This is a genomic window from Micromonospora sp. CNZ285, from assembly GCF_004637285.1.
This window is the reverse complement of the sequence record NZ_SPQD01000001.1, coordinates 4,145,688-4,171,224: the sequence shown is the minus strand read 5'-3', so window position 1 is coordinate 4,171,224 and position 25,537 is coordinate 4,145,688. Positions and strand designations below refer to the sequence as shown.

Sequence of the window (25,537 nt, the reverse complement as noted above, 5' to 3'; positions counted from 1 at the left end):
TGTGGAGAACGCGAGGGACACCTTCTGGGGACCGGACTTCCAGCAGCTCAGCACCGTCGACCCGGAGATCGCCGAGGTGGTGCTGGGCGAGCTGGACCGGCTGCGCGGCGGCCTGCAGCTGATCGCCAGCGAGAACCTGACCTCGCCCGCGGTGCTGGCCGCGCTGGGCTCCACGCTCACCAACAAGTACGCCGAGGGCTACCCGGGGCGGCGCTACTACGGCGGCTGCGCCGAGGTGGACCGGGCCGAGGAACTGGCGGTGTCCCGGGCGAAGGAGCTGTTCGGCGCCGAGCACGCGAACGTGCAGCCGCACTCCGGGGCGAGCGCCAACCTGGCCGCGTACGCCGCCTTGGTGCAGCCGGGTGACACGGTGCTGGCGATGGACCTGCCGCACGGCGGGCACCTGACCCACGGCAGCCGGGTGAACTTCTCCGGCAAGTGGTTCCACCCGGTCGGCTACACCGTCCGGCCCGACACCGGGACGATCGACTACGACGAGGTGCGCGACCTGGCCCGCGCGCACCGGCCGAAGATGATCATCTGTGGCGCGACCGCGTACCCCCGGCTGATCGACTTCGCCCGCTTCCGGGAGATCGCCGACGAGGTCGACGCGTACCTGATGGTGGACGCCGCCCACTTCATCGGCCTGGTGGCCGGCGGCGCGATCCCGTCCCCGGTGCCGTACGCCGACGTGGTCACCGCGACCACCCACAAGGTGCTGCGCGGCCCGCGCGGCGGCATGATCCTCTCCCGCGAGCCGCTCGCGGCCCGGATCGACAAGGCGGTCTTCCCGTTCACCCAGGGCGGCCCGCTGATGCACGCCGTCGCCGCCAAGGCGGTCGCGCTGCGCGAGGCCGCGCAGCCCGAGTTCCGCACGTACGCCGCCCAGGTGGTCACCAACGCCCGCGCGCTCGCCGACGGGCTGGCCGCGGAGGGGCTGCCGCCGGTCTCCGGCGGCACCGACACCCACCTGGCCCTGCTCGACCTGCGCGAGACCGGCGTGACCGGCGCCCAGGCCGAGGCCCGCTGCGACGCCGCCGGCATTACGCTGAACAAGAACGCGATCCCGTACGACCCGCAGCCGCCCTCGGTCGCCTCCGGTATCCGGGTGGGCTCGCCGAGCGTCACCACACAGGGCATGCGCGAGGGGGAGATGCGCCGGATCGCCACGCTGATCGGGCGGGCGGTGCGGACCGATCCGGAGTCCCCCGGTGGCGGCGACGAGCTGACCCGGATCGCCGCCGACGTGACCGAGCTGGTCACCGAGTTCCCGGCGTACCCCCGTGGCTGAGCCCGGGACGCACGCGGCGGAGGCGGCCGCGGACCGCGGCTGGCGACTGCGCCATCTGCCGGTGCTGCTGGCGGCGGTGGCGGTGCTTGCCGCTGCCGCGGCGGTGGCCGGCGGGGTGTGGCGCGGCGCGGACGGCGCGCTCGGCGCGGCGGCCGGGGTGGCTGTCACGGCGGCCAGCTACACGCTCACCACTGTGGTCCTGGCCTGGGCGGACTCCAAGGATCCGCAGCTCGTGCTGCCGTTCGGGCTGGGCCTCTACGTCGCCAAGATCACCGCGCTCGGCGGGGTGATGGTGCTGGTCGCCTCGACCGGCTGGCCGGGACTGATCCCGTTCGCGCTCGGCATCGCCGCGGGTGTCGTGGTGTGGACCGGTGTGCACGTCTGGTGGCTCACGACCGTCCATGCCCGACGGATGCCGCGCTGAGGCGTCCCACCCTTCGGGCGACGCGCGGTTCTGTCCGCGATCGGTCATTCTCTCAGTGGCGGGGGAGGAGTACCGTGCCTCCAGACGACTTCGCCCGCCCGTGTCCCACACAACCAGGTTGTGCGGGGGGTGAGGCACAGCCTCTTCTGCTCGACTGATATCGTTCGCCCCGTCATGGCCGGTGACCAGAAACCCCCCGACACTGGCGGCCCGGGCGACGTTCCGTCCGGTGCCGGTCAGGGTTGGACCGCGCTCTCATACCTCATCGGGGGCATGCTCGTCTGGGGTTTCATCGGCTGGCTGGTCGACCGTTGGCTCGACACCGGCGGCGTCGCCACCGGTATCGGGGTCGTGCTCGGCATGGCCGGGGGGATCATCCTGGTCGTCCGCCGACTGGGCACGCCTACTTAGGAAGGGACGCGGTGTTCGGACAGGCGAACGTCCTGGCTCAGGGCCAGGCGGAATTCCCACCCAGTGTGGGGGACTTCTACCTGCCCAGCATCCTGCCCTGGGGTGCGGAGAACTCGTACTGGTTCACCAAGATCACGGCGATGGTGTGGATCGCCGTCGGCATCTTGATCATCTTCTTCCTGGCCACGTACCGGAAGCCGCAGCTCGTCCCCACCAAGAAGCAGTGGTTCGCCGAGTCGATCTACGGCTTCGTGCGCAACAACATCGCGGTGGACATGATCGGGCACGCGGGAGTGCGGTTCGCGCCGTACTTCACCACGCTCTTCTGCTTCATCCTGCTGACGAACTTCTTCGCCATCGTGCCGTTCTTCCAGATCTCGCCGAACTCGCACATCGCGTTCCCGGCCATCCTCGCCGTGATCAGCTACGTGATGTTCATCTGGGTCGGCATCCGGCACCACGGCTTCGTGAAGTACGTCAAGGCCTCTCTGGTTCCGCCGGCGCCCTGGTACATCCTGCCGCTGCTGATCCCGATCGAGTTCTTCTCGACGTTCCTGGTCCGGCCGTTCTCGCTGGCCGTCCGTCTCTTCGCGAACATGTTCGCCGGCCACATGCTCCTGCTGGTCTTCACGCTCGGCGGGTTCGCCATGCTCAGCGCCAACGTCTGGCTGGCACCGGTCTCGGTGCTGTCCTGGGTGATGACGATCGCGCTGACCTTCCTCGAGTTCCTGGTGATCTGTCTGCAGGCGTACGTCTTCACGGTGCTGACCGCCAGCTACGTGCAGGGCGCCCTCGCCGACGAGCACTGATCCGATCTTTCGCACCAACCGTTGTCGTCCCGCGTGACCGTCACGCGTGATAACCAGGAGGAACCAACCAATGGACATCTACGCCGCGGTAGAGGGCAGCACCGCCGCCATCGGCTACGGTCTCGCGGCCATCGGCCCGGGCATCGGCGTGGGCCTGGTCTTCTCGGCCTACATCCAGTCGACCGCCCGCCAGCCGGAGTCGTCCCGGATGACCCTTCCGTACGTCTGGATCGGCTTCGCCGTCATCGAGGCGCTGGCGCTGCTGGGCATCGCCTTCGGCTTCATCTGGGCCGGCTGAACCAGCCCCTTTGACCGGGAGGTTTTCCCATGTACTTCCTCGCCGCTGAGGGTGGTGAGACGACCCACAACCCGATCATTCCTGTCTGGCAGGAGATCGTGGTCGGGCTGGTCGCCTTCGGTGTCCTCTGCTTCGTGCTGATGAAGTTCGTCTTCCCGCGCATGGAGCAGACGTTCCAGGCCCGGGTGGACGCGATCGAGGGCGGCATCAAGCGCGCCGAGGCCGCGCAGGCCGAGGCGAACCAGCTGCTCGAGCAGTACCGGGCCCAGCTCGCGGAGGCGCGTACCGACGCCGCCAAGATCCGCGACGACGCCCGGGCCGACGCCGAGGGCATCCGCCAGGACATCCTCGCCAAGGCGCGCGAGGAGTCCGACCGGATCATCGCCGCCGGCAAGGAGCAGCTCGCCGCGGAGCGGGCCACCATCGTGCGCGAGCTGCGCACCGAGGTCGGCACCATCGCGGTGGACCTGGCGAGCAAGATCGTCGGTGAGTCGCTGGCCGACGAGGCGCGCCGCAAGGGCACCGTCGACCGGTTCCTGAGCGGTCTCGAGAGCACGGGGGCCCGCTGATGCAGGCCGCCAGCCGGGAGTCGTACTCCGCCGGGGCCGAGCGCCTCGACGCGTACGCCCGCGGCGCGGAGCCGTCGGCGGTGGCCTCCACCGCCGACGACATCCTCTCCGTCGCCGCCCTGCTGCGGCACGAGCCGCGGCTGCGCCGGGCGCTGTCCGACCCGGCGCGTTCGGGTGAGGACCGCGTCGGTCTGCTCACCGGGATCCTGGGCGGCAAGGTCGGCGCGGACGCGCTCGACCTGCTGACCACGCTGGTCTCCGGTCGCTGGTCGGCCCCGTCGGAGCTGCTCGACGGCGTCGAGCGGCTCGGCGTGGAGGCGCTCCTGGCGAGCGCCGACTCGACCGGCGAGCTGGGCGAGGTCGAGGACGAGCTGTTCCGCTTCGGGCAGGTCGTCTCGGGCTCCGGCGAGCTGTCCAACACGCTCTCCGACCCGATGGCCACTGTCGAGCGGCGGGCCGAACTGGCCCGGCAGCTGCTCGCCGGCAAGGCCCGGCCGGTCACCGTCCGCCTCGTCGAGGCCGCGCTCGCCGGCTTCGGGGGACGCTCCTTCACCGGTGCGCTCACCCGGCTGGTCGAGCTGGCCGCCGACCGGCGGGACCGTCAGGTCGCGTACGTGACAGTGGCGGCTCCGCTGAACGACGAGGAGGAGCGACGCCTCGGCGCCCGCCTCTCCCAGATGTACGGTCGGGAGGTGTCCGTCAAGCAGACGGTCGACCCCGACGTGCTCGGCGGAGTGCGCGTACGGGTCGGATCCGACCTGTACGACGGGACCGTCCTGCGCCGCCTCAACGAGACCCGCAACGCGCTCGCGAAGCGCTGACCAGCGTCTTAGCAGCCCTGATTCGACGCCATCGGACCGGTCGGTACTAGGTATCCCGGGCCCCTGATACTTAAGGAAGCAGAGGATGGCCGAGCTGACCATCTCGACGGAGGAGATCCGCGGCGCCCTGGAGCGCTACGTCTCCTCCTACACGGCCGACGTCTCCCGCGAGGAGGTCGGCACCGTCGCCGACGCCGGTGACGGCATCGCCCACGTCGAGGGTCTCCCCTCGACCATGACCAACGAGCTCCTGGAGTTCGAGGACGGCACGCTCGGCGTGGCGCTGAACCTCGACGTCCGGGAGATCGGTGTCGTCGTCCTCGGTGACTTCGGCGGGATCGAAGAGGGTCAGCGCGTCAAGCGCACCGGCCGGGTGCTCTCCGTGCCGATCGGGGACGCGTTCCTCGGCCGCGTGGTGAACGCGCTGGGCGAGCCGATCGACGGCCTCGGCGACATCGCCAACGAGGGCTTCCGCGAGCTGGAGCTCCAGGCCCCGAACGTGATGTCCCGCAAGTCGGTCGACGAGCCGCTCCAGACCGGCATCAAGGCCATCGACGCGATGACCCCGATCGGCCGCGGCCAGCGCCAGCTGATCATCGGTGACCGCAAGACCGGCAAGACCACTGTCGCCCTGGACACCATCCTCAACCAGCGCGAGAACTGGCGCTCCGGCGACCCGAAGAAGCAGGTCCGCTGCATCTACGTCGCGATCGGCCAGAAGGCCTCCACCATCGCCTCCATCAAGGGGACGCTGGAGGAGGCGGGCGCGATGGAGTACACCACCATCGTCGCCTCGCCGGCCTCCGACCCGGCCGGCTTCAAGTACCTCGCCCCCTACACCGGCTCGTCCATCGGACAGCACTGGATGTACGGCGGCAAGCACGTCCTGATCGTCTTCGACGACCTGAGCAAGCAGGCCGAGGCGTACCGCGCCGTGTCGCTGCTGCTGCGCCGCCCGCCGGGCCGTGAGGCCTACCCGGGTGACGTCTTCTACCTGCACTCGCGTCTGCTGGAGCGCTGCGCCAAGCTCTCCGACGAGCTGGGTGGCGGCTCGATGACCGGTCTGCCGATCATCGAGACCAAGGCGAACGACATCTCGGCGTTCATCCCGACCAACGTCATCTCCATCACCGACGGCCAGATCTTCCTCGAGACCGACCTGTTCAACCAGGGCGTCCGGCCGGCCATCAACGTCGGCACCTCGGTCTCCCGGGTCGGTGGCGCCGCGCAGGTGAAGCCGATGAAGAAGGTCGCCGGCTCGCTGCGGCTGAACCTGGCCCAGTTCCGCGAGCTGGAGGCGTTCGCCGCCTTCGCCTCCGACCTGGACCGGGCCTCCCGGGCCCAGCTGGACCGCGGTTCCCGCCTGGTCGAGCTGCTCAAGCAGCCGAACTACTCGCCGTACCCGGTGCAGGAGCAGGTCGTCTCCGTCTGGGCCGGCACCGAGGGCAAGCTCGACGACGTCCCGGTCGGCGAGGTCCGCCGCTTCGAGTCCGAGTTCCTCCAGTACCTCCGGCACAAGCACGAGGGTGTCCTGGCCGGGATCGCGGACAACAAGTGGGACGACGACATCATCTCCTCGCTCGACTCCGCGATCGCCGAGTTCAAGCAGGTCTTCCTGGGCAAGGAGGACGAGGTCCGGGTCAACGACGCGCCGGCCAAGCCGCTGGAGGGCGAGGAGACCCGCGAGACGGTGACCCGCTTCCGCGACGGCAGCACCGACCGCCCGGCCGAGAGCTGATCCGATGGCCGCCCAGGTACGCGTTCTCCGGCAGCGGATCCGTTCCGCCAAGGGGATGAAGAAGATCACCAAGGCGATGGAGCTCGTCGCGACGAGCCGCATCGCCAAGGCCCAGGCCAAGGTGGCGGCCTCGCTGCCGTACGCCGAGGCGATCACCGGCGTGCTGACGGCGCTGGCCTCGAACGCGCGGATCGACCACCCGCTGCTCACCCCGCGCGAGCGGGTGCGGCGGGCGGGCGTCCTGCTGGTCACCGCCGACCGGGGCCTGGCCGGTGGTTACAGCTCGAACGCGATCCGGACCGCCGAGTCGCTGATCGCCCGCCTGCGCGCCGACGGCAAGGAGCCCGTGCTCTACGTCATCGGCCGCAAGGGCGTGGCGTTCTACCGGTTCCGCAACCGGCAGATCGCCGCCAGCTGGACGGGCTTCTCCGAGCAGCCGACGTTCGAGGACGCCCGCGAGGTCGGTGAGACGCTGATCAAGGCGTTCACCGCGGGCGCGGACGACACGGACAACGACGCCGGCGCCGACGGGATCCTCGGCGTGGACGAGCTGCACATCGTCTACACCGAGTTCAAGTCCCTGATGACGCAGAACCCGGTGACCCGGATCGTCGGTCCGATGCAGGTCGAGGACCGGCCCCGGTCCGAGGGCCTGCTGCCGGCGTACGAGTTCGAGCCGGAGCCGGAGTCGCTGCTCGACGCCCTGCTGCCGAAGTACATCAACACGCGGATCTTCGCGGCGTTGCTGGAGTCGGCGGCCAGTGAGTCGGCCGCCCGTCGGCGGGCGATGAAGAGCGCCACCGACAACGCCGAAGAGATGATCGAGAAGTACACGCGTGAGATGAACTCGGCCCGTCAGGCCGGCATCACCCAGGAGATCAGTGAGATCGTCGGCGGCGCGAACGCGCTGGCCGCGTCGGGAAGTGAAGTGTGATGACTGTAACCGCAGTTGAGACCAAGACGGCCACGGGTCGCGTGGTCCGGGTCATCGGCCCGGTCGTCGACGCCGAGTTCCCGCGCGACGCCATGCCGGAGCTGTTCAACGCCCTGCACGTCAACGTGACGCTCTCCGGCGGCGAGAAGACGCTGACCCTGGAGGTCGCCCAGCACCTGGGTGACAACCTGGTCCGCGCCATCTCGATGCAGCCGACCGACGGCCTGGTGCGCGGCACCGAGGTGCGCGACACCGGCGCGCCGATCAGCGTGCCGGTGGGCGACGCGGTCAAGGGCCACGTGTTCAACGCGATCGGCGAGTGCCTCAACCTCACCGAGGGCGAGACCATCCAGGCCGACGACCGGTGGGGCATCCACCGCAAGGCCCCGGCCTTCGCCGACCTGGAGCCGAAGACCGAGATGCTGGAGACCGGCATCAAGGTCATCGATTTGCTCGCCCCGTACGTCAAGGGCGGCAAGATCGGCCTGTTCGGCGGTGCCGGCGTGGGCAAGACGGTGCTCATCCAGGAGATGATCACCCGTGTGGCCCGGAACTTCGGTGGTACCTCGGTCTTCGCCGGCGTGGGTGAGCGCACCCGCGAGGGCAACGACCTCATCGCCGAGATGACCGAGTCGGGCGTCATCGACAAGACCGCGCTGGTCTACGGCCAGATGGACGAGCCGCCGGGCACCCGCCTGCGGGTCGCGCTGTCCGCGCTGACCATGGCGGAGTACTTCCGTGACGTGAAGAAGCAGGAGGTGCTGCTCTTCATCGACAACATCTTCCGCTTCACCCAGGCCGGTTCCGAGGTCTCCACGCTGCTCGGCCGTATGCCGAGCGCCGTGGGTTACCAGCCGACCCTGGCCGACGAGATGGGCCAGCTCCAGGAGCGGATCACCTCCGTCCGGGGCCAGGCCATCACCTCGATGCAGGCGATCTACGTGCCCGCCGACGACTACACCGACCCGGCGCCGGCCACCACGTTCGCCCACCTCGACGCGACCACCAACCTGGAGCGGTCGATCTCCGACAAGGGCATCTACCCGGCCGTGGACCCGCTGGCGTCCTCGTCCCGGATCCTCGCCCCGGAGTTCGTCGGCGAGGAGCACTTCGCCGTCGCCACCGAGGTGAAGCGGATCCTGCAGCGCTACAAGGACCTGCAGGACATCATCGCCATCCTCGGTATCGAGGAGCTCTCCGAGGAGGACAAGCTCACCGTCGGCCGTGCCCGCCGGATCGAGCGGTTCCTCTCGCAGAACACGTACGCGGCAGAGCAGTTCACCGGCGTGCCCGGCTCGACGGTCCCGATCGCCGAGACCATCGACGCCTTCCGCCGGATCAGCGAGGGGGAGTTCGACCACTTCCCGGAGCAGGCGTTCTTCATGTGCGGCGGCCTGGACGACCTTCGGGCCAAGGCCAAGGAGCTGATGGGCGAGGAGGGCTGAGAGCCCGCTCACACCCACGAGGGCCGTCCCGGCGAAAGCCGGGGCGGCCTTCGCCTTTTCGGGCCACCGCACTACCAGATGCCCGGTTCTCCGGCAAGCAGTTCGCCGGATCGCGCGGTACCGTTCCTGACACGACTTCACATCCCGGCCGTTGATCTCTGCAACCAAACGGACCCCCGCGCCCGTCTTCCTACCCGTGGGCGCGACGATTGGAGATGCTCGTGGGCGGTAAGGGCGGCGCGGATCGCGGAAAGCGGTCCATGTGGCGCGGCGTGCCCCGGTGGGCCCGCGTCTGCACGATCCTGGGCATCGTCATGGTGGTGCTCAGCGGCTCCGTGCTGATCGGCTCCCGCGCCCTGGTCGCCCGCTACGAGGGATCGGTGGGCAAGGCCGACCTCTTCGGTGACCAGGCCGCCGGCGCCAACGAGAAGAAGAGCGACATCAAGGGCCCGCTCAACATCCTGCTCGTCGGCGTGGACCCCCGGACCGCGACCGCCCGTCCGCTCGCCGACTCGATCATGGTCCTGCACGTGCCCGCCACCATGGACCGCGGCTACCTCTTCTCGCTGCCGCGTGACCTGCGGGTGGACATCCCGGAGTTCCCCAAGGCCGACTACGCGGGCGCCAACGACCGGCTCAACGCGGCCATGTCGCACGGCAGCAACGTGCCCGGGCAGAACCCCAGCACCGCGCAGGGCTTCGAGCTGCTCGCCAAGACCGTGCAGGAGGTCACCGGCATCAAGCGCTTCGACGCCGGGGCGATCATCAACTTCAGCGGCTTCAAGAAGATCGTCGACGCCATGGGCGGCGTCGACATGTACATCGAGCGGGAGGTGCGCTCCGAGCACCTCCAGCCGGACGGCACCCCGCGCCAGCTCCGGCCCGGCGGCGGTGGCTACCTCGGCCCGCAGGCCGTGTACAAGAAGGGCAACGCCCACCTGGAGGGCTGGCAGGCGCTGGACTACGTCCGGCAGCGGTACCCGAAGAACGGCGTGCCGGACGGCGACTACGGCCGGCAGCGGCACCAGCAGCAGTTCGTCAAGGCGATGGCGAGCCAGGCGTTCAGTGCCGACGTGGTGACCAACCCGGTCAAGCTGGACCGGGTGCTGCGCGCCGCCGGTAAGTCCCTGGTGTTCAACGGCCGGGGCAACAGCGTCGTCGACTTCGGCCTGGCCCTGAAGGACATCCGCCCGGACGCGATCGAGACGATCAAGCTGCCGGGCGGGGGGATCGGCACCGGCAGCAACTACCGGGGTGAGCAACTGCTCGACCCGGCGGAGGACTTCTTCGCCGCCCTGCGTACCGAACAGCTCGACGCTTTCCTGCTGGAGCACCCCGACTTCGTCCAGAAGACCAAGTAACCTGAGCGGGTGCGGGGCCGTGGTGGTCCGGCTCTCACCACCCGCGTTGGGTGGGCTGCGGGGGCGCGACTAGACTTTCGGCAATCCGCCGCCGCAGCAAGGAGACAGCGTGGCACAGCAGCTTCACGTCGAGCTCGTAGCCGTCGAGGAGAAGGTCTGGACCGGCGAGGCCGAGATGGTCGTCGCCCGGACGACCGAGGGTGAGCTCGGTGTGCTGCCGGGGCACGCACCTCTGCTCGGCCAGCTCGCCGAACCCAGCCAGGTACGCATCAAGCAGGCCGGTGGCCAGCAGGTCGCGTACGACGTGGCCGGCGGCTTCCTGTCGGTGACCGGTGAGGGCGTCACGGTCCTCGCCGAGAGCGCAACCCCCGCCACCCCGGCCCGCTGAGCCGACCCGCCGATGGAGATCGTCGAAGGGATCGGAATCGGCGTCGCGATCGTCGTCGTCGCGCTTCTGATCCTCTTCATCCGGCGGGCCCTGTTCACGCGTAGCGGTGGCATCATCCGGCTGAGCGTCCGGGTCAACACGATCCTCGACGGTCGTGGCTGGTCACCCGGGTTCGGTCGCTTCGTGGGCGACGAACTCCGCTGGTACCGCATGTTCAGCTTCGCGCTGCGCCCCAAGCGGGTGCTCTCCCGCAAGGGGCTGGCGGTCGAGCGCCGCCGGCTGCCCGAGGGGCAGGAGCGCATGTCGATGCCCGCCGAGTGGGTGATCCTGCGCTGTACCAGCCACCACGCGCCGATCGAGATCGCCATGGCGCGATCCACTGTCACCGGATTCCTGTCCTGGCTCGAGGCCGCCCCGCCCGGGGCGGTCTCGCCGCGTCTGGCCTCCCAGGACTGGCCCGCCGCCTAACCGCTGCCCCCACCCCTCCCCGGTCGCGAGGGCCGTGCCGGGGCGCCGCCGCTGACGTCGATCTTGGAGTTGTGGCGCCAGTAATGCCCGTTTCGCACCGTTCGCGAGGCACCGCAACTCCAAGATCGCCGCACCCCTCCCCGAGTCATCCGCGATCTTGCACTTGGGGCCCCGGCAAACCTCGTAAACGGGACGCCCGGAGGGCTCGAACTGCAAGATCGCGCGGGCGGTCGGGCGAGCGCCCGGCGGCGTCGCGCTCCCCGCACCGAGTCGGCCCCGCTCGGGCCAGCCCCGCCCTGGGTCAGCCCTCGCCCTGGGTCAGCCTGCCCGGGTCAGCCCGGCCGAGGTCGCGTCGATCATGAACTTTGGCGGTGTTTGGTGTCCGGTTTGTCGCCGCCAACTTCATGATCGCCCGAGCCGAGGGCGGGGTGCGGGTGCGATCCGTGGCTGACCTGGGCGGGCGTGTCCGGTTCGGGGGTGGTGGGCGGCACTCTGGCGGTGGAATCGCTGGCGGGTGGGTGGCGTTGTAACCGGGTGGACGACCGAGCACCGGCGGCGCCCTCCTGCGAGCGAGGTGGCATCCGCGAGCCCGGGAATCATCCCGGCTGGCTGGTCGTTGACGATGGTTCCGACGGCGTGAGGCGGCCCGGGAATGATGCCGGGTGGCAGGTCGTTGGACATGCTTCCGGCGCCGCGCAGAGGCACCCCCGTGCCCCGCGAGCAGCCGGATCCCCTGAAGTCTTTGAGCGCCTGACGGTGCCCACGCATCCCGTCCCCCGGGTGCGTCGACCCCCGAATGGAGCACTTGTGATGAACACGATTCTGCGGAAGAGCGTTCTCGGTATCGCTGGTCTGGCTTTCACCGGTGGCGTGTTCGCCGGTCCGGTCGCCGCCCACGCCGCCGACACCACCACCCACACCAAGCCGGTCACCGCCACGGTGCAGGGTGACAAGCTGATCCCGCACGGCGTCCAGGGTGAGCAGTCCCGCATCGACCTTGACGACGAGCAGACCAAGAACGTGAAGGCGATCATCGCGGCGACGAAGAAGGCCGGCATGGACGAGCGCGCCGCGGTCGTGTCGATCGCCACGGCGTTGCAGGAGTCGAAGCTGGAGAACCTCGGCCACCTCGGTGACCGCAACGACCACGACTCGCAGGGCCTGTTCCAGCAGCGCCCCTCCAGTGGTTGGGGCACGGTGGAGCAGATCACCGACCCCGAGTACTCCACCACGGCGTTCCTGAAGGGTCTGAAGCAGGTCGACGGCTGGCAGGACATGCCGCTGACCAAGGCCGCCCAGACCGTCCAGGTCAGTGCTTACCCGGACCACTACGCCCAGTGGGAGCAGCAGGCCGCCGACCTGGTGGCCGAGCACTGGAACAAGTAAGAGACACGAAGGCCGGCACCCCGAACCAACGGGGTGCCGGCCTTTTCACGTCTCCGCGACCAGCTCGACTTCGTACCCCTGCCCGTCGGTGAGGTAGGCGGCGTAGCTGTCCGGGCCCCCCGCGTGCGGGTGCCGGTCCGGGAACAGCAGCGTCCAGCCGTACTCTCCGGCGGCAGTGACCAGGCGCTCGACGGCGGCCGGCGGGCCGGCGTGGAAGGCCAGGTGGTTCAGGCCGGGCGCGCGCCTGTCGTGGGTGCGGCCGGTGAGCGCGGGTGACTCCTCCAGCACGACGTAGGTCGCGCCGAGCCGCCAGGAGCGGCCGGCGGGCCAGTCCTGGTACGGCGTCCAGCCCAGCTCGCCGAGAAGCCAGCCCCAGGAACGACTGGCAGCCGCCAGGTCGGGTACCCAGACCTCCACGTGATGGAGGCCGCCGAGGGTCAGCGCTTCCCGCCCGGCACCCATAGCACGTCGCCGTTCGGATTTGCCGTTCTTGACAGGATAAAGAGCAAATCGGAGAGCCGGTTGAGATACTTTGCCGGGAGAGGACTGGTCCGATCGGGGTCGTGTGCGACCAGCGCCCATGCCGCACGCTCGGCGCGCCGGGCGGTCGTCCGTGCCACGTGCAGCAGTGCCGCACCAGCGGTGCCGCCGGGGAGGATGAAGGAGTCGAGCTTGCTCAGGCGCGCGTTGTACTCGTCGCACCAGCCCTCGAGGCGCTCGACGTACTCCTCGGTCACCCGCAGCGGCGGGTACTTCGGATCCGGTTCGACAGGCGTCGCCAGGTCCGCGCCGACGTCGAACATGTCGTTCTGCACGGACTCCAGCACGGCCCGCAGCTCGTCCGAGAGCTGCCCCAGGGCGAGCGCGACGCCGATCGAGGCGTTGCACTCGTCCACGTCCGCGTACGCGGCGATACGCGGATCGGTCTTCGGCACCTGCTCGTTGTTGCTCAGCCTGGTCATGCCGGCGTCGCCGGCCTTGGTGTAGATGCGCGTGAGGTGGACGGCCATGACGCACAGCCTACGGATACCGGACCTGACCATCCCGGCCCGGCCGAGCCCGGTGGGGCCGGGGGACGCGGGAGATCCGGCGGTCAACGACGTCGACGTCATCCGGGTGCGCGGTGACGCCCGCCTCGCCGGCACCGTGCACGTGGTCGGTGCGAAGAACTCCGCGCTGAAACTGATGGCCGCCGCGCTGCTCGCGCCCGGCCGCAGCATGATCACCAACGTACCCCGGATCACCGACATCGCGATCATGGGCGAGGTGCTGCGGCGGCTCGGCTGCGGCGTACGTTTCGGTCCGGACGACCCCGTCGACCCGATGGTGGCCCACGGCGGTGTGGCGCGGTCCCGCTCGGTGCTCATCGACGTGCCGGAGCAGCCGGGCGCGGAGGCCGACTACGACCTGGTCCGGCGGCTGCGCGCGTCGATCTGCGTGCTGGGCCCGCTGCTGGCCCGCCGGGGGTACGTCCGGGTGGCGCACCCGGGCGGCGACGCCATCGGGTCGCGCGGCCTGGACATGCACATCGCCGGGCTGGCCCGGATGGGCGCGGAGATCTCCGGTGAGCACGGCTTCGTCATCGCCGAGGCCCCGGGCGGGCTGCACGGCGCCGACATCGTGCTGGACTTCCCGAGCGTGGGCGCGACCGAGAACCTGGTCATGGCGGCGGTGCTGGCCCGGGGCGCCACGACGATCGACAACGCGGCCCGGGAGCCGGAGATCGTCGACATCTGCACGATGCTGAACCGGATGGGCGCCCGGATCGAGGGGGCCGGCACGTCGACGCTGCACATCGTCGGCGTACCCGAGCTGCGGCCGGTCCGGCACGCCACGGTGGGGGACCGGATCGTGGCCGGCACCTGGGCGTTCGCCGCCGCGATGACCCGCGGCGACGTGACGGTGACCGGTCTGGAGCCGGCGTACCTGGAGGTCGCGCTGGACAAGCTGGTCGCGGCCGGCGGCCTGGTGGAGACCCGGGGCGACGCCTTCCGGGTACGGATGGACGACCGCCCCCGGGCGGTCGACGTGGTCACGCTGCCGTACCCGGGCTTCGCCACCGACCTGCTGCCGATGGCGATCGGGCTGGCGGCGGTCAGCGAGGGCGGTTCGCTGATCACCGAGAACATCTTCGACGGCCGGTTCATGTTCGCCAACGAGATGATGCGGCTGGGCGCGGAGATCCGTACCGACGGTCACCACGCGCTGGTGTGCGGCCGGGAGCGGCTGTCCGGCGCCCCGGTACGGGCCACCGACATCCGGGCCGGTGCCGGCCTGATCATCGCCGGGCTCTGCGCGGACGGGCTCACCGAGGTCTCGCACGTGCACCACGTCGACAGGGGCTACCCGGACTTCGTGGCGGACCTGCGGGCGCTCGGCGTCGAGGTGGAGCGCGGCACCGCCCCGGAGGAGCCGGACCTGGCCATCTGACGGCCGACGCTTATCCCTCGTTAAGTAGGGTTCTGGCAGACGTTGCAGAACACGGCGAGGGAGAAGCAGATGGCGGGTCGACTCGCGGTCGTCGGTGCCGGGCTGATGGGCTCGGGCATCGCCCAGGTGGCGGCGCAGGCGGGCTGGCAGGTGACGCTGCGCGACATCGACGACGCGGCCACGAAGCGCGGTGTGGACGGCATCCGGAAGTCGCTGACGAAGTTCGCCGAGAAGGGCAAGATCGAGGCGTCCGACGTCGAGGCGACGCTGGGCCGGATCACCCCGACCACCGACCTGGAGGCCGCCGCCGACGCGGACATCGTGGTCGAGGCGGTCTTCGAGAAGATCGAGATCAAGCACGAGGTGTTCCGTGCGCTCGACAAGATCTGCAAGGCGGACGCGGTGCTCGCCACCAACACGTCGGCCATCCCGGTGACCCAGATCGCCACCGCCACCGAGCGCCCGGAGTCGGTCGTCGGCACGCACTTCTTCTCGCCGGTGCCGATGATGAAGCTCTGCGAGCTGGTACGCGGCTACAAGACCAGCGACGCGACCATGGACACCGTCAAGTCGTTCGCCGAGGGGATCGGCAAGACCGTGGTGGTGGTCAACCGGGACATCGCCGGTTTCGTCACCACCCGGCTGATCTGCGCGCTGGCGATGGAGGCGGTCAAGCTCGTCGAGTCCGGCGTGATCTCCGCCGAGGACCTGGACACCGCCTGCAAGCTGGGCTTCGGCCACGCCATGGGCCCGCTCGCCACGGTCGACCTGACCGGCGTGGACGTGCTGCTCAACGCCACCCGCAACATCTACACCGACACCGCCGACGAGAAGTTCTTCCCGCCGGAGCTGCTCCAGCGCATGGCCACCGCCGGCGACCTGGGCCGCAAGACCGGCCAGGGCTTCTACTCGTACTGACCGGCAGGTCCCGCCCCCGGCCCGCTCGGCCGGGGGCGGTTCACGTCCGGGGCCGGTTCACGTCCGGGGCGGGCTGAGCGCGGCGCCGATCAGCGCGAACGCGTCCGGGATGACGGTGCCCCAGTAGCCGAAGTTGTGCCGCCCGTCGGCCCAGGCGGCGCGTACCGGCTCCTCGGGCAGCGCCCGGGCCAGCGCGCGCACGTCCTTGAGGAAGTTGTCCTGCCGCCCGCACCACAGGCCGACCGGGGTGCCGCGCAGCCTCTCCACGCCGGTGAAGACCGCGTCACCGGGGCTCACCGCGGGGGAGAAGGCAGCGGCCATCCGCAGCCACTTCGGGTACGTCTCGGCGAGCAGCAACGCGCCGAAGCCGCCCATCGACCAGCCCCACACGGCCAGCCTGCTGCTGTCGAACCCGCGCCGGGCGCACCAGGTGGGCACCTCCTCGCGCACCATCCGCTGCGGGTCGTCGTCACCGGAGGCGCGCCAGGACAGCCGCCCGCCGGTGGCCCCCGCGAGCGCGAACGGCGGGGCGCCCCGGCGTACCGCGTCGGTGAGGAAGCGGGCCAGCCCGAACCGGCCGTAGTCGCGCGGGGTGGCCGACGCGCCGTGCAGCACCAGGCAGACGGGCAGGCCGCGGCCGTCGCCGTACCCGTCGGGCACGGCCGTCCAGAAGTCCACCTCGCGGCCGCGCGCGCCGGACGCGATGCGGATCAGCCGTTCGTCGCCGGCCGGGGCGTCCGGCAGGGACGGCGCCGGTCCCGGGCGGGGGCCGGAGAGCTGCCGGGCGGCCAGGCCGCCGACCACCGCGGCGCCGGCCACGCCGGCGGCGGCGCCGAGCAGGGTACGCCGGGTCAGCGTGGGTGCCATGCCCGCGAGTGTGCCACTCAGCCGTCGCGCTTGGTGGTCCAGCGGAACGTGGTCAGGCACAGCACCAGGCCGATGACGCACCACGCGCCCAGCACCAGCGCGACGGTGCCCAGCTCGAACGAGCCGCCCGGCTCCCGGGCGCCGAAGCTGTCCGGCAGGAAGACCGACCGCAGCCCTTGGCACATCCACTTGAGCGGGAAGATCGCCGCGACCTGCTGCATCCAGGTGGGCAGGCTGGTGAAGACGAAGAACACGCCGGAGATGAACTGGAGCACCAGTGCGACCGGGGTGACCACTGCGGAGCCGCTGCGGGCGGTACGGGCCAGCGACGAGATGGCGATGCCGCACAGCGTGCAGGCGGTGACGCCGAGGACGGCGACCCAGGCGAACGTCAGCCACTTGCCGGTGGTCTGCGGCAGTTGCAGGTCGAACATCGCCACCGAGACGGCGAGCAGCAGCGCGGTCTCGGCGATGCCGATGACCACCACCATGATCACCTTGCCGGCGAACCAGACCCACTTCGGCATCGGCGTACCGCGGTAGCGCTTGAGCACGCCCCGGTCCCGCTCGATCGGAATCCAGATGCCGAGGTTCTGGAAGCTCACGGTCATCAGGCCGGTCGCGATCATGCCGGTGATGAAGTACTGGGTGTAGCTGACCCCGGGGGCGATCTCGTCGCTGAAGATCGCCGCGAAGATCAGGATCATGATGATCGGGAAGCCCATCGTGAACACGACGGACTCCCGGCTGCGCAGGAACTGGGTGATCTCCAGCCGCCCCTGACGCAGCGCCAGCGCGCCCGCCCCGGACCGCCGGGCGGAGGTGGCGGCGACCGGGGCCGCCGGCTTCGTCGTGGTGGTCATGAGTGTCCGATCATCCGCAGGTAGACGTCTTCCAGGGTCGGCCGGGTCACCGTCAGGCCGGGTACCTCGCCGCCGAAGCGCGCGGCCAGGTCGGCCACCAGCGCCGTCGGCGTCGCGGTCTCCGCCGAGGCCGGCGTCCCGTCGGGGGTACGCCAGGAGACGGTCGCCAGCGACTCCTGCCGGTTGCCCAGCGCGTTCGGCGGGGCGACCTCGATCACCCGTCCGGCGGCGATCACGCCGACCCGGTCGGCGAGCGCCTCGGCCTCGTCCAGGTAGTGGGTGGTGAGCACGATCGTGGTGCCGGCGGCGGACAGGTCCCGGATCAGCTCCCAGAACTCGCGCCGGGCCTCCGGGTCGAAGCCGGTGGTCGGCTCGTCGAGGAAGAGCAGCTCGGGGCGGCCGATGATGCCCAGCGCCACGTCGAGGCGGCGCTTCTGGCCGCCGGAGAGCGTGTGCGTACGGGCCCTGGCCTTGGCGCCCAGCCCGACCCGCTCGACCACCTTGTCCGGGTCGTCGGCGTCGGGGTAGAAGCCGGAGAAGTGGCGGACCACCTCGATGACGCTGAGCTCGTCGAACTCGCCGGTGCCCTGGAGCACGATGCCGACCCGGGAGCGCCAGCCGGCGTCGGGGTGGGCGGGGTCGGCGCCGAGGACGCGTACCTCGCCGGCGTCGCGCTGCCGGTAGCCCTCCAGGATCTCGACCGTGGTGGTCTTGCCGGCGCCGTTGGGGCCGAGCAGGGCGAACACCTCGCCCCGGCGGACGTCCAGGTCCACCGACGCGACCGCGACGTTGTCGCCGTACGCCTTGCGCAGCCCTCGCACGGAAATCGCGAGCTCGTTCTCCATGACTCCAAGTGTGCGTCGTGCGGCAGCCCGTTCCGCTGGCGGGTCGGCTATATACGCGAGGTATACACTCGGTGTAGTCTCTGGCCATGACGGTTCCCCTGACCCTGCTCGGGCTGCTCGAACGCGAACCGAGCCACGGCTACGACCTCAAGCGCGACTACGACACCTTCTTCGGGCGCGGCAAGCCGCTGCCGTACGGGCAGGTCTACTCGACTCTGAGCCGGCTGGCCCGCGACGGCAAGGTGGTGGTCGGCGACGTCGCTCCCGGCGCCGGGCCGGACCGCAAGCGCTACGTCATCACCGACCTGGGCGCCACCGAGGTGGAGCACTGGCTGACCGAGCCGGTCGAGCCGGAACCGCACCTGCAGACCCTGTTGTTCACCAAGGTCGTGCTCGCGCTGATGCTCGACCGCCCGGCCGGGGAGTACCTGGACACCCAGCGCGCCGCCCACCTGCGCCGGATGCGCGAACTCACCGAGATCAAACGCGGCGGCGAACTCGTCGACGTGATGCTCGCCGACCACGGCCTCTACCACCTGGAGGCGGACCTGCGGTGGATCGAGACGACAGGCGCCCGGCTGGACGCCCTGAGAAAGGCGGTTCGGCCATGAGCCCGATGATCGAGGCCCGCGACGTCACGTACGCGTTCGGCGAGACACCGGCCCTGCGCGGCGCGAGCCTCGCCGTGGCGGCCGGTGAGGTCGTCGCCGTGATGGGACCGAGCGGGTCCGGCAAGTCGACGTTGCTGCACTGCCTGGCCGGCATCCTGCGCCCCGACTCCGGCGAGGTTCGGTTCGACGGCACCCGGATCGACACCCTCGGCGAGGCCGACCGCAGCACGCTGCGCCGCGACAGCTTCGGCTTCGTCTTCCAGTTCGGGCAGCTCGTACCGGAACTCACCGCGGCCGAGAACGTGGCGTTGCCGCTGCTGCTGCGCGGCGTCCGCCGCGCTCCGGCGCTGCGCGCCGCGCGGGGCTGGTTCGAACGGCTCGGCCTGGCCGGCCTGGAGCACCGCCGCTCCGGCGAACTGTCCGGCGGGCAGGCCCAGCGGGTCGCGCTCGCTCGCGGCCTGGTGGCCGAGCCCCGGGTGCTGTTCGCCGACGAGCCCACCGGCGCGCTCGACTCGCTCACTGGCGAGGAGGTGATGACGCTGCTCGTCGACGCCGCCCGCGAGCGCGGCACCACAGTCGTCCTGGTGACGCACGAGGCGCGCATCGCCGCGTACGCCGACCGGGAGGTCATGGTGCGGGACGGCCGGGTCAACGCCCCCGCCGGGGTCGTCTCGTGATCGGGCTCGCGCTCCGGCTCGCCGTCGCCGGTGGGCGGGAGGCGCTGGTCCGGCTGGTCGCCATCGCCGCCGCCGTCGCGGTGGGCACCGGGCTGCTGCTCACCACGCTCGCCGGTGTGCACGCCGCCGACGCCCAGCTCACCCGGTACGCGTCGATGTACCCGCAGGAGACGGCCGACGAGTCCGCCGACCCACTGCTGTGGTCCACCCGGACCGACTACTTCCGCGGCGACCAGATCACCCGTGTCGACGTCGCCGCGACCGGCCCGGACGCGCCCACGCCGGTGGGTGTTCCCCGGGTACCGGGGCCCGGCGAGTTCTACGCCTCCCCGGCGATGCGGAAGCTGCTGGCGAGCGCCCCCGCCGACCAGCTCGCCGACCGCTATCCGGGCCGGGACCTCGGCGCCGTCGGGCCGGCGGCGCTCACCTCGCCGGACACCCTGCTCGTCCTGGTCGGCGGCACCCCGGAGCAGGTGGGCGGGCTGGAGCAGGTCCGGAAGGTCACCCGGCTCGACGGCAACAGCGCTCCGCTGCCGGGGGCGGCTGTCGACCTCATCCTCGGCGTGGTGGCGGGCGGGCTGCTGTTCCCCGTACTCGTCTTCATCGGCACCGCGACCCGGCTCGGCGCCGCTCGCCGGGAGCAGCGGTTCGCGGCCATGCGGCTGGTCGGTGCCACGCCCCGGCAGATCTCGGCGGTCGCGGCCGTCGAGGCCGCGCTCGCGGCGGCGGCCGGCGCGGCGGTCGGCTTCGCCTCGTTCTTCGCGTTCCGCGGGCAGCTCGCCGGCATCCCGTTCACCGGCATGCCGTTCTTCCCGGAGGACATGGCCGTCGGGGTGCCGGAGGCCCTCGTGGTGGCGCTGGGCGTGCCGGCGGGCGCGGCGGCCGCGGCCTGGCTCGCCCTGCGCCGGGTCCGGATCTCCCCGCTCGGCGTCACCCGCCGGGTCACGCCGCGACCGCCCCGGGTGTACCGGCTGATCCCGCTCGCGCTCGGCCTGGCCGGGCTGGGCTTCGCCCTGGTGTACCGGCCGCCCACCTCGGACGGTCAGACCGCGCTGTTCCTGCCCGCGCTGCTGCTGGTCATGGTCGGGCTGATCGCGGGCGGGCCGTGGCTCACCATGGTCGGCGCCCGGGCGATGGCCGCTCGCGCGAGCCGGCCCGCCGCGCTGATCGCCGCGCGCCGGCTCGCCGACAACCCGGCCGCCGGGTTCCGCGCGGTGGGCGGGGTGATGCTCGCGCTGTTCGTCACGACGGTGGCGGTCGGCGTGATGGGGACGATCACGTACGAGCGCGGTCCCGCGCCCCGGGGCTCCCTGGAGGCCGGCCGGCTGTCGATGGTGCTGGCGGACGACCCGCCGGTGCCCGGCACGCTGCTGGCCGACCTGGCGGCGATTCCCGGCGTCCGCAACCCGGTGCTCGTCCGGGAGAACCCGGTACGCGAGAACGGCCGCGACTCCGGCGTCATCGCCTGCGCGGACATCCCGCCCGCCTACGGGCGGTGCGCTCCGGGGGCAGGCGTCGCCGAGGTGCCGCCGGACCTGATCCCCTGGCGGGAGTCCGCCTCGGCCGAGCGGGTCTGGCCGTCGTCCCCGGTGGACCCGGCGGCCCTCGCGGGGCTCCCGGCGGGCTCGGTGGCGGTCGAGGCGGCGGACCCGGTCGCGGTGGAGCGGGCCCGGACGGTCCTCGAAGCGGCGTTCCCCGCGTTCTTCGTGGCGCCGAACGTGCCCGGCGACTTCGAGGCCGACTTCGCCGACACCATGCGGGGCTGGCAGCGGCTGGCCGACATCGTCGTGGTGGCCGGTCTGGTGCTCGCCGGATGCAGCCTGGCCGTGGCGGTGGCGGCCGGCCTCAGTGAACGGAAGCGGCCGTTCAGCCTGCTCCGGCTCAGCGGCGCCCCGGTGCGGCTGCTGCGCCGGGTGGTGGCCCTGGAGAGCGTGGTGCCGCTGCTGACCGTCGCCGTGGTCGCGGTCGGGATGGGACTGGTCGCCGCGCAGCTGTTCCTGCGCGCGCAGATGCAGTACGACCTGCGCCTGCCGGGGATCGGGTTCGCCGCGGTGACGGCTCTCGGCGTCCTGGGCTGCCTCGCCGTCGTGGCCGCCACCCTGCCGCTGCTGGAGCGGATCACCGGCCCGGAGACCGCCCGCAGCGAATGAGCGGTGGACCGGCCGACCTGTGTGTCGGCCGGTCCACCACCTGCGGTCATCGGGTTGTGTGGTTTTCCACACTCTCTTTTACTGAACGGTAACTTAAACTCCGGCCATGGACGACGCGATGCCGGGACGGCTGCCCGAGCGGGACCGCCCGTGGGTGATGCGCACGTACGCCGGGCACTCCTCCGCCGCGGCCACAAACGCGCTCTTCCGCCGCAACCTGGCGAAGGGGCAGACCGGCCTGTCGGTCGCCTTCGACCTGCCCACCCAGACCGGGTACGACCCGGACCACGAGCTGGCCTCCGGTGAGGTGGGCCGGGTCGGCGTGCCGGTGGCGCACCTGGGCGACATGCGGGCGCTGTTCGAGGGCATCCCGCTGGCCGAGATGAACACCTCGATGACCATCAACGCCCCGGCGATGTGGCTGCTCGGCCTCTACGGCACCGTCGCCGCCGAGCAGGGCGCCGAGCTGAGCCGCTGCGCCGGCACCACGCAGAACGACATCATCAAGGAGTACCTGTCCCGGGGGACGTACATCTTCCCGCCGGCCGCGTCGCTGCGGCTGACAGCCGACGTGATCGCGTACACGCTGCGTGAGATGCCGCGGTGGAACCCGGTGAACATCTGCTCGTACCACCTCCAGGAGGCCGGCGCCACGCCGGTGCAGGAGGTCGGCTTCGCGCTGGCCACCGCCGTCGCCGTGCTCGACACCGTGCGCGACTCCGGCCAGGTGCCGCCCGAGCGGATGGGCGACGTGGTCCAGCGGATCTCCTTCTTCGTCAACGCCGGGGTGCGCTTCGTCGAGGAGATCGCCAAGATGCGCGCGTTCGGCGCGCTCTGGGACGAGATCACCCGCGACCGCTACGGCGTGGAGAACCCGAAGCAGCGCCGCTTCCGCTACGGCGTCCAGGTCAACTCGCTGGGCCTGACCGAGGCGCAGCCGGAGAACAACATCCAGCGCATCGTGCTGGAGATGCTCGGCGTCACGCTGTCCCGCGACGCCCGCGCCCGCGCCGTGCAGCTGCCCGCCTGGAACGAGGCGCTGGGCCTGCCCCGCCCGTGGGACCAGCAGTGGTCGCTGCGCATGCAGCAGGTGCTGGCGTTCGAGTCGGACCTGCTGGAGTACCCGGACCTGTTCGCCGGCTCGCACGTCATGACCGCGCTCGTCGACGAGATCGTGACCGGCGCCCGGGTCGAGTTGGAGAAGGTGCTGGAGATGGGCGGCGTGGTGACCGCCGTGGAGTCCGGCTACCTCAAGAGCGCGTTGGTGGCCTCGCTCGCCGACCGGCGCCGCCGGATGGAGTCCGGCTCGGACGTGGTGGTCGGCGTCAACCGGTTCACCGAGACCGAGGCGTCCCCGCTGACCGCGGCCGGCGCCGAGAACATCGAGCAGGTGGACCCCGCCGTGGAAGCGGCGGCCACCGACGGCGTACGCCGGTGGCGGGCCGACCGGGACGCGGCGGCGGTCGAGGCGGCGCTGGACCGGCTGCGCGCCGACGCCGCCACCACGGCGAACCTGATGGCGGCGACGCTGGACTGCGTGCGGGCCGGTGTCACCACCGGCGAGTGGGCGGGCGCGCTGCGCCAGGTGTACGGCGAGTACCGCGCGCCGACCGGCCTGGCCGGGGCGGTCGGCACAGCCGGTGACGCGACCCTCGCCGGGGTCCGCGAGCGGGTCGTCGCGACCGCCCGGGAGCTGGGCAGCGGGCGGCTGCGGCTGCTGGTCGGCAAGCCGGGGCTGGACGGGCACTCCAACGGCGCGGAGCAGATCGCGGTACGCGCCCGCGACGCCGGGTTCGAGGTGGTCTACCAGGGCATCCGCCTGACCGCCGGGCAGATCGTCGCGGCGGCGGTCGAGGAGGACGTCGACCTGGTCGGCCTCTCCGTGCTGTCCGGCTCGCACCTGGCCGCCGTGCCGGCGGTGCTGGACGGGCTGCGCGCGGCCGGGCGGGGCGACCTGCCGGTGGTGGTGGGCGGGATCATCCCGGCCGCCGACGCCGAGGCGCTGCGGGCCGCCGGAGTGGCCCGGGTGTTCACGCCGAAGGACTTCGCACTCACCGGCATCATCGACGAGCTGGTCACAGTGATCCGCGAGGCCAACGCGCTGAGCTGAACGCCCGCGCGGGTGGGTCAGCGGCTCTCGTAGGTCATGCAGTCGGCCATGTCCATGTCGGGGCCGACGGTGATCGCCGGGGCGTGACACTCCAGGTCGGCGTTGTGCCGGCAGTCGGCGCGCGAGCACGCGCCCACCTGCGCGACCAGCTGGTCGAGGCCGCCGCGCACCGGCATCTCCACGAACGTGTGGCAGTGCGCGTGGTCGCTGCTGCCGATCGTGATGGCGAACGCGTGGCAGTCGTTCGTGTGGTTGTAGGCGCAGGACCGGACGGCGCACTCCTGGACCCGGGGCATCTCCAACGACGCGGTCATCTCCCGTACCTCCTTGGGTGTCTTGCCCTGATTTTAGAGGTTTCGGGAGTCGGTGCGGGTCAGACGCGGAAGCCGGCCGCGCGGGCCGCGGCGCGCTCGCGGCGCCGCTCCCGGCGGCGGCGGAACAGCCACGGTACGAAGAACACCAGGGCGACCAGGAACACCAGCACCAGCACCGGCAGCAGCAGCGCCACCACCGACATGACCACGCTCGTCGCGTCCTCGGCGGTGCTGGCCACCGGCGCGCCAACCCCGGCCGTGGTCGCGTTGATGACCGGCCGGGCGGCGGCCTTGAGCAGGTGTACGCCGAGCGCGATCAGCACGCCGACCACGACCGGCACCCACTGGTGGGTGGAGAAGAACGTGTCCGGGTCGCTCACGGTGACCGTCTCCGAGCCGGCGCCCGCGCCGAACGCGAGCCCGCCCGCGGTCGGCCGGACCACCGTCTGCACCACGTCGTTGACGTGGTCGACCACAGGCACCTTGTCGGCCACCACCTCGACCGCGAGCAGGACGGCGAGGATCAGCACCACCCAGCCGTTGCCGAGCCACTGCCAGCCGCTCGGCAGTTCGACCAGATCGGTGTAGCGGGACAGCAGCCCCATCAGCAGCAGCGGGATGTAGGCGTTCAGGCCCGCCGAGGCGGCCAGGCCGGAACCGGTGAGGACTTCGAGCACGATCTCAATATGGCACCGGTACGCCAGTGGCGCTCGTCGGCGTCCGCCGGGGCCTCGGCTACCCTCGGCGGGTGCGGTTGGTGATTGCGAAGTGCTCGGTGGACTACGTCGGACGGCTCTCGGCCCATCTGCCCCCGGCGACCCGGTTGCTGATGGTGAAGGCGGACGGGTCGGTGTCGATCCACGCGGACGACCGGGCCTACAAGCCGTTGAACTGGATGAGCCCGCCCTGCCGGCTGGAGGAGGCGCCCGGCGTCTGGCGGGTGGTGAACAAGGCCGGCGAGGAACTGCGCATCACCCTGGAGGAGATCTTCCAGGACACCTCGTACGAGCTGGGCGTGGACCCGGGCCTGCGCAAGGACGGCGTCGAGGCGCACCTGCAGGAGCTGCTCGCCGCGAACCCGGAGACGCTGGGGGAGGGCTTCACGCTGGTCCGGCGCGAGTACATGACCGCGATCGGGCCGGTCGACCTGCTCTGCCGGGACGCGGTCGGCGGCGCGGTGGCGGTCGAGGTGAAGCGGCGCGGCGAGATCGACGGCGTGGAGCAGCTCACCCGCTACCTGGAGCTGATGAACCGCGACCCGCTGCTCACGCCGGTGGCCGGCGTGTTCGCCGCGCAGGAGATCAAGCCGCAGGCGCGGGTGCTCGCCACCGACCGGGGGATCCGGTGCGTGGTGGTCGACTACGACAAGCTGCGCGGCATCGAGCGCGACGAGCTGACGCTGTTCTGAG

Annotated in this window: 28 protein-coding genes; 21 read left to right on the top strand and 7 right to left on the bottom strand. The window is 71.3% G+C overall.

Annotation, left to right across the window (positions count from 1 at the left end):
- Position 1: 1 nt before the first annotated feature.
- The 14 genes from CLT75_RS18880 to CLT75_RS18815 all read left to right on the top strand — a co-directional run bounded on the left by CLT75_RS18880 (position 2) and on the right by CLT75_RS18815 (position 12,343).
- Positions 2–1,291 (top strand): serine hydroxymethyltransferase, encoded by a 1,290-nt coding sequence (locus CLT75_RS18880; protein ID WP_209310348.1) that lies wholly within the window; start codon positions 2–4, stop codon positions 1,289–1,291.
- Positions 1,284–1,715: a hypothetical protein gene (locus tag CLT75_RS18875; RefSeq protein ID WP_135241804.1), complete on the top strand. Its 432-nt coding sequence runs from the start codon at positions 1,284–1,286 to the stop codon at positions 1,713–1,715. Before CLT75_RS18880 ends, CLT75_RS18875 begins: the two co-directional genes overlap by 8 nt.
- 174 nt (positions 1,716–1,889) lie before the next feature.
- Positions 1,890–2,126: an AtpZ/AtpI family protein gene (locus tag CLT75_RS18870; protein WP_091423295.1), complete on the top strand. Its 237-nt coding sequence runs from the start codon at positions 1,890–1,892 to the stop codon at positions 2,124–2,126.
- Positions 2,127–2,137: 11 nt separating this feature from the next.
- Positions 2,138–2,935: a F0F1 ATP synthase subunit A gene (atpB, locus tag CLT75_RS18865; protein WP_121684030.1), complete on the top strand. Its 798-nt coding sequence runs from the start codon at positions 2,138–2,140 to the stop codon at positions 2,933–2,935.
- A 70-nt stretch (positions 2,936–3,005) separates the two neighbouring features.
- Positions 3,006–3,233 carry an ATP synthase F0 subunit C gene (locus tag CLT75_RS18860; protein WP_091422600.1) on the top strand — a complete coding sequence of 76 codons (228 nt, stop codon included), beginning with the start codon at positions 3,006–3,008 and terminating at the stop codon, positions 3,231–3,233.
- 29 nt (positions 3,234–3,262) lie between these two features.
- Positions 3,263–3,802, top strand: a complete 540-nt coding sequence (locus CLT75_RS18855; RefSeq protein ID WP_091422605.1) for a F0F1 ATP synthase subunit B — start codon at positions 3,263–3,265, stop codon at positions 3,800–3,802.
- A complete protein-coding gene (locus CLT75_RS18850) occupies positions 3,802–4,623 on the top strand; it encodes a F0F1 ATP synthase subunit delta (protein WP_135241803.1) in 822 nt (273 codons plus the stop codon). The genes CLT75_RS18855 and CLT75_RS18850 overlap by 1 nt, the downstream gene beginning before the upstream one ends.
- Before the next feature lie 85 nt (positions 4,624–4,708).
- Positions 4,709–6,361 (top strand): F0F1 ATP synthase subunit alpha, encoded by a 1,653-nt coding sequence (atpA, locus tag CLT75_RS18845; protein ID WP_135241802.1) that lies wholly within the window; start codon positions 4,709–4,711, stop codon positions 6,359–6,361.
- A gap of 4 nt (positions 6,362–6,365) precedes the next feature.
- Positions 6,366–7,295 carry a F0F1 ATP synthase subunit gamma gene (locus tag CLT75_RS18840; RefSeq protein WP_120573382.1) on the top strand — a complete coding sequence of 310 codons (930 nt, stop codon included), beginning with the start codon at positions 6,366–6,368 and terminating at the stop codon, positions 7,293–7,295.
- Entirely contained in the window at positions 7,295–8,740 is a 1,446-nt protein-coding gene (gene atpD / locus CLT75_RS18835; RefSeq protein WP_135241801.1) for a F0F1 ATP synthase subunit beta, read from the top strand. The genes CLT75_RS18840 and atpD overlap by 1 nt, the downstream gene beginning before the upstream one ends.
- A 215-nt stretch (positions 8,741–8,955) precedes the next feature.
- Positions 8,956–10,101: an LCP family glycopolymer transferase gene (locus CLT75_RS18830; protein ID WP_135241800.1), complete on the top strand. Its 1,146-nt coding sequence runs from the start codon at positions 8,956–8,958 to the stop codon at positions 10,099–10,101.
- Between the two features lie 109 nt (positions 10,102–10,210).
- Positions 10,211–10,489: a F0F1 ATP synthase subunit epsilon gene (locus CLT75_RS18825; protein WP_047893558.1), complete on the top strand. Its 279-nt coding sequence runs from the start codon at positions 10,211–10,213 to the stop codon at positions 10,487–10,489.
- A gap of 12 nt (positions 10,490–10,501) precedes the next feature.
- Positions 10,502–10,957, top strand: a complete 456-nt coding sequence (locus tag CLT75_RS18820; protein ID WP_120573385.1) for a DUF2550 domain-containing protein — start codon at positions 10,502–10,504, stop codon at positions 10,955–10,957.
- 810 nt (positions 10,958–11,767) lie between these two features.
- Positions 11,768–12,343 carry a hypothetical protein gene (locus tag CLT75_RS18815; RefSeq protein ID WP_135241799.1) on the top strand — a complete coding sequence of 192 codons (576 nt, stop codon included), beginning with the start codon at positions 11,768–11,770 and terminating at the stop codon, positions 12,341–12,343.
- 45 nt (positions 12,344–12,388) lie between these two features.
- Here CLT75_RS18815 and CLT75_RS18810 read toward each other — a convergent pair whose 3' ends face one another.
- Together CLT75_RS18810 and CLT75_RS18805 are read right to left on the bottom strand one after the other, a co-directional pair.
- Entirely contained in the window at positions 12,389–12,805 is a 417-nt protein-coding gene (locus CLT75_RS18810) for a VOC family protein (protein ID WP_135241798.1), read from the bottom strand.
- The gene (locus tag CLT75_RS18805) at positions 12,781–13,353 is read right to left on the bottom strand and encodes a cob(I)yrinic acid a,c-diamide adenosyltransferase (protein WP_043328669.1); all 573 of its coding nucleotides are present in this window, start codon (positions 13,351–13,353) and stop codon (positions 12,781–12,783) included. The genes CLT75_RS18810 and CLT75_RS18805 overlap by 25 nt, the downstream gene beginning before the upstream one ends.
- Here CLT75_RS18805 and murA point away from each other — a divergent pair.
- Positions 13,352–14,773 carry a UDP-N-acetylglucosamine 1-carboxyvinyltransferase gene (gene murA, locus CLT75_RS18800; RefSeq protein WP_135241797.1) on the top strand — a complete coding sequence of 474 codons (1,422 nt, stop codon included), beginning with the start codon at positions 13,352–13,354 and terminating at the stop codon, positions 14,771–14,773. The two genes, CLT75_RS18805 and murA, sit on opposite strands and share 2 nt — an antisense overlap.
- Before the next feature lie 69 nt (positions 14,774–14,842).
- A complete protein-coding gene (locus CLT75_RS18795; protein ID WP_135241796.1) occupies positions 14,843–15,691 on the top strand; it encodes a 3-hydroxyacyl-CoA dehydrogenase family protein in 849 nt (282 codons plus the stop codon).
- A gap of 57 nt (positions 15,692–15,748) precedes the next feature.
- Here CLT75_RS18795 and CLT75_RS18790 read toward each other — a convergent pair whose 3' ends face one another.
- From CLT75_RS18790 to CLT75_RS18780, 3 genes are read right to left on the bottom strand one after another with little or no spacing between them, the layout of a single operon-like run.
- The gene (locus tag CLT75_RS18790; protein WP_135241795.1) at positions 15,749–16,558 is read right to left on the bottom strand and encodes an alpha/beta hydrolase-fold protein; all 810 of its coding nucleotides are present in this window, start codon (positions 16,556–16,558) and stop codon (positions 15,749–15,751) included.
- 17 nt (positions 16,559–16,575) lie between these two features.
- Positions 16,576–17,421: an ABC transporter permease gene (locus CLT75_RS18785; protein ID WP_013288243.1), complete on the bottom strand. Its 846-nt coding sequence runs from the start codon at positions 17,419–17,421 to the stop codon at positions 16,576–16,578.
- Positions 17,418–18,266, bottom strand: a complete 849-nt coding sequence (locus CLT75_RS18780; protein WP_135241794.1) for an ABC transporter ATP-binding protein — start codon at positions 18,264–18,266, stop codon at positions 17,418–17,420. Before CLT75_RS18780 ends, CLT75_RS18785 begins: the two co-directional genes overlap by 4 nt.
- A gap of 86 nt (positions 18,267–18,352) precedes the next feature.
- Here CLT75_RS18780 and CLT75_RS18775 point away from each other — a divergent pair, with 86 nt between their 5' ends.
- From CLT75_RS18775 to CLT75_RS18760, 4 genes are all read left to right on the top strand, one after another.
- Positions 18,353–18,877 (top strand): PadR family transcriptional regulator, encoded by a 525-nt coding sequence (locus CLT75_RS18775; protein ID WP_135241793.1) that lies wholly within the window; start codon positions 18,353–18,355, stop codon positions 18,875–18,877.
- On the top strand, positions 18,874–19,554 hold the full coding sequence (locus CLT75_RS18770) for an ABC transporter ATP-binding protein (RefSeq protein WP_135241792.1): 681 nt from the start codon (positions 18,874–18,876) through the stop codon (positions 19,552–19,554). Before CLT75_RS18775 ends, CLT75_RS18770 begins: the two co-directional genes overlap by 4 nt.
- Positions 19,551–21,704: an ABC transporter permease gene (locus tag CLT75_RS18765; protein ID WP_135241791.1), complete on the top strand. Its 2,154-nt coding sequence runs from the start codon at positions 19,551–19,553 to the stop codon at positions 21,702–21,704. Before CLT75_RS18770 ends, CLT75_RS18765 begins: the two co-directional genes overlap by 4 nt.
- 106 nt (positions 21,705–21,810) lie before the next feature.
- Entirely contained in the window at positions 21,811–23,814 is a 2,004-nt protein-coding gene (locus tag CLT75_RS18760) for a protein meaA (RefSeq protein WP_135241790.1), read from the top strand.
- Between the two features lie 17 nt (positions 23,815–23,831).
- Here CLT75_RS18760 and CLT75_RS18755 read toward each other — a convergent pair whose 3' ends face one another.
- Both CLT75_RS18755 and CLT75_RS18750 read right to left on the bottom strand, forming a co-directional pair.
- A complete protein-coding gene (locus tag CLT75_RS18755; RefSeq protein WP_013288237.1) occupies positions 23,832–24,128 on the bottom strand; it encodes a DUF1540 domain-containing protein in 297 nt (98 codons plus the stop codon).
- A gap of 59 nt (positions 24,129–24,187) precedes the next feature.
- The gene (locus CLT75_RS18750; protein ID WP_013288236.1) at positions 24,188–24,805 is read right to left on the bottom strand and encodes a DUF4126 domain-containing protein; all 618 of its coding nucleotides are present in this window, start codon (positions 24,803–24,805) and stop codon (positions 24,188–24,190) included.
- 71 nt (positions 24,806–24,876) lie between these two features.
- Between CLT75_RS18750 and nucS the strand changes: the two genes are divergently transcribed.
- Complete coding sequence (gene nucS, locus CLT75_RS18745; protein ID WP_135241789.1) at positions 24,877–25,536, top strand: endonuclease NucS; 660 nt, start codon at positions 24,877–24,879, stop codon at positions 25,534–25,536.
- Position 25,537 lies beyond the last annotated feature (1 nt).

What these genes read in the sequence shown, in the direction of transcription:
- CLT75_RS18870 (WP_091423295.1), top strand. Translation starts at nt 1,890, where the DNA reads ATGGCCGGTGACCAGAAACCCCCCGACACTGGCGGCCCGGGCGACGTT.
- CLT75_RS18860 (WP_091422600.1), top strand. Translation starts at nt 3,006, where the DNA reads ATGGACATCTACGCCGCGGTAGAGGGCAGCACCGCCGCCATCGGCTAC.
- CLT75_RS18855 (WP_091422605.1), top strand. Translation starts at nt 3,263, where the DNA reads ATGTACTTCCTCGCCGCTGAGGGTGGTGAGACGACCCACAACCCGATC.
- CLT75_RS18850 (WP_135241803.1), top strand. Translation starts at nt 3,802, where the DNA reads ATGCAGGCCGCCAGCCGGGAGTCGTACTCCGCCGGGGCCGAGCGCCTC.
- atpA (WP_135241802.1), top strand. Translation starts at nt 4,709, where the DNA reads ATGGCCGAGCTGACCATCTCGACGGAGGAGATCCGCGGCGCCCTGGAG.
- CLT75_RS18840 (WP_120573382.1), top strand. Translation starts at nt 6,366, where the DNA reads ATGGCCGCCCAGGTACGCGTTCTCCGGCAGCGGATCCGTTCCGCCAAG.
- atpD (WP_135241801.1), top strand. Translation starts at nt 7,295, where the DNA reads ATGACTGTAACCGCAGTTGAGACCAAGACGGCCACGGGTCGCGTGGTC.
- CLT75_RS18830 (WP_135241800.1), top strand. Translation starts at nt 8,956, where the DNA reads ATGCTCGTGGGCGGTAAGGGCGGCGCGGATCGCGGAAAGCGGTCCATG.
- CLT75_RS18820 (WP_120573385.1), top strand. Translation starts at nt 10,502, where the DNA reads ATGGAGATCGTCGAAGGGATCGGAATCGGCGTCGCGATCGTCGTCGTC.
- CLT75_RS18815 (WP_135241799.1), top strand. Translation starts at nt 11,768, where the DNA reads ATGAACACGATTCTGCGGAAGAGCGTTCTCGGTATCGCTGGTCTGGCT.
- CLT75_RS18810 (WP_135241798.1), bottom strand. Translation starts at nt 12,805, where the DNA reads ATGGGTGCCGGGCGGGAAGCGCTGACCCTCGGCGGCCTCCATCACGTG.
- murA (WP_135241797.1), top strand. Translation starts at nt 13,352, where the DNA reads ATGACGCACAGCCTACGGATACCGGACCTGACCATCCCGGCCCGGCCG.
- CLT75_RS18805 (WP_043328669.1), bottom strand. Translation starts at nt 13,353, where the DNA reads ATGGCCGTCCACCTCACGCGCATCTACACCAAGGCCGGCGACGCCGGC.
- CLT75_RS18795 (WP_135241796.1), top strand. Translation starts at nt 14,843, where the DNA reads ATGGCGGGTCGACTCGCGGTCGTCGGTGCCGGGCTGATGGGCTCGGGC.
- CLT75_RS18790 (WP_135241795.1), bottom strand. Translation starts at nt 16,558, where the DNA reads ATGGCACCCACGCTGACCCGGCGTACCCTGCTCGGCGCCGCCGCCGGC.
- CLT75_RS18785 (WP_013288243.1), bottom strand. Translation starts at nt 17,421, where the DNA reads ATGACCACCACGACGAAGCCGGCGGCCCCGGTCGCCGCCACCTCCGCC.
- CLT75_RS18780 (WP_135241794.1), bottom strand. Translation starts at nt 18,266, where the DNA reads ATGGAGAACGAGCTCGCGATTTCCGTGCGAGGGCTGCGCAAGGCGTAC.
- CLT75_RS18775 (WP_135241793.1), top strand. Translation starts at nt 18,353, where the DNA reads ATGACGGTTCCCCTGACCCTGCTCGGGCTGCTCGAACGCGAACCGAGC.
- CLT75_RS18770 (WP_135241792.1), top strand. Translation starts at nt 18,874, where the DNA reads ATGAGCCCGATGATCGAGGCCCGCGACGTCACGTACGCGTTCGGCGAG.
- CLT75_RS18760 (WP_135241790.1), top strand. Translation starts at nt 21,811, where the DNA reads ATGGACGACGCGATGCCGGGACGGCTGCCCGAGCGGGACCGCCCGTGG.
- CLT75_RS18755 (WP_013288237.1), bottom strand. Translation starts at nt 24,128, where the DNA reads ATGACCGCGTCGTTGGAGATGCCCCGGGTCCAGGAGTGCGCCGTCCGG.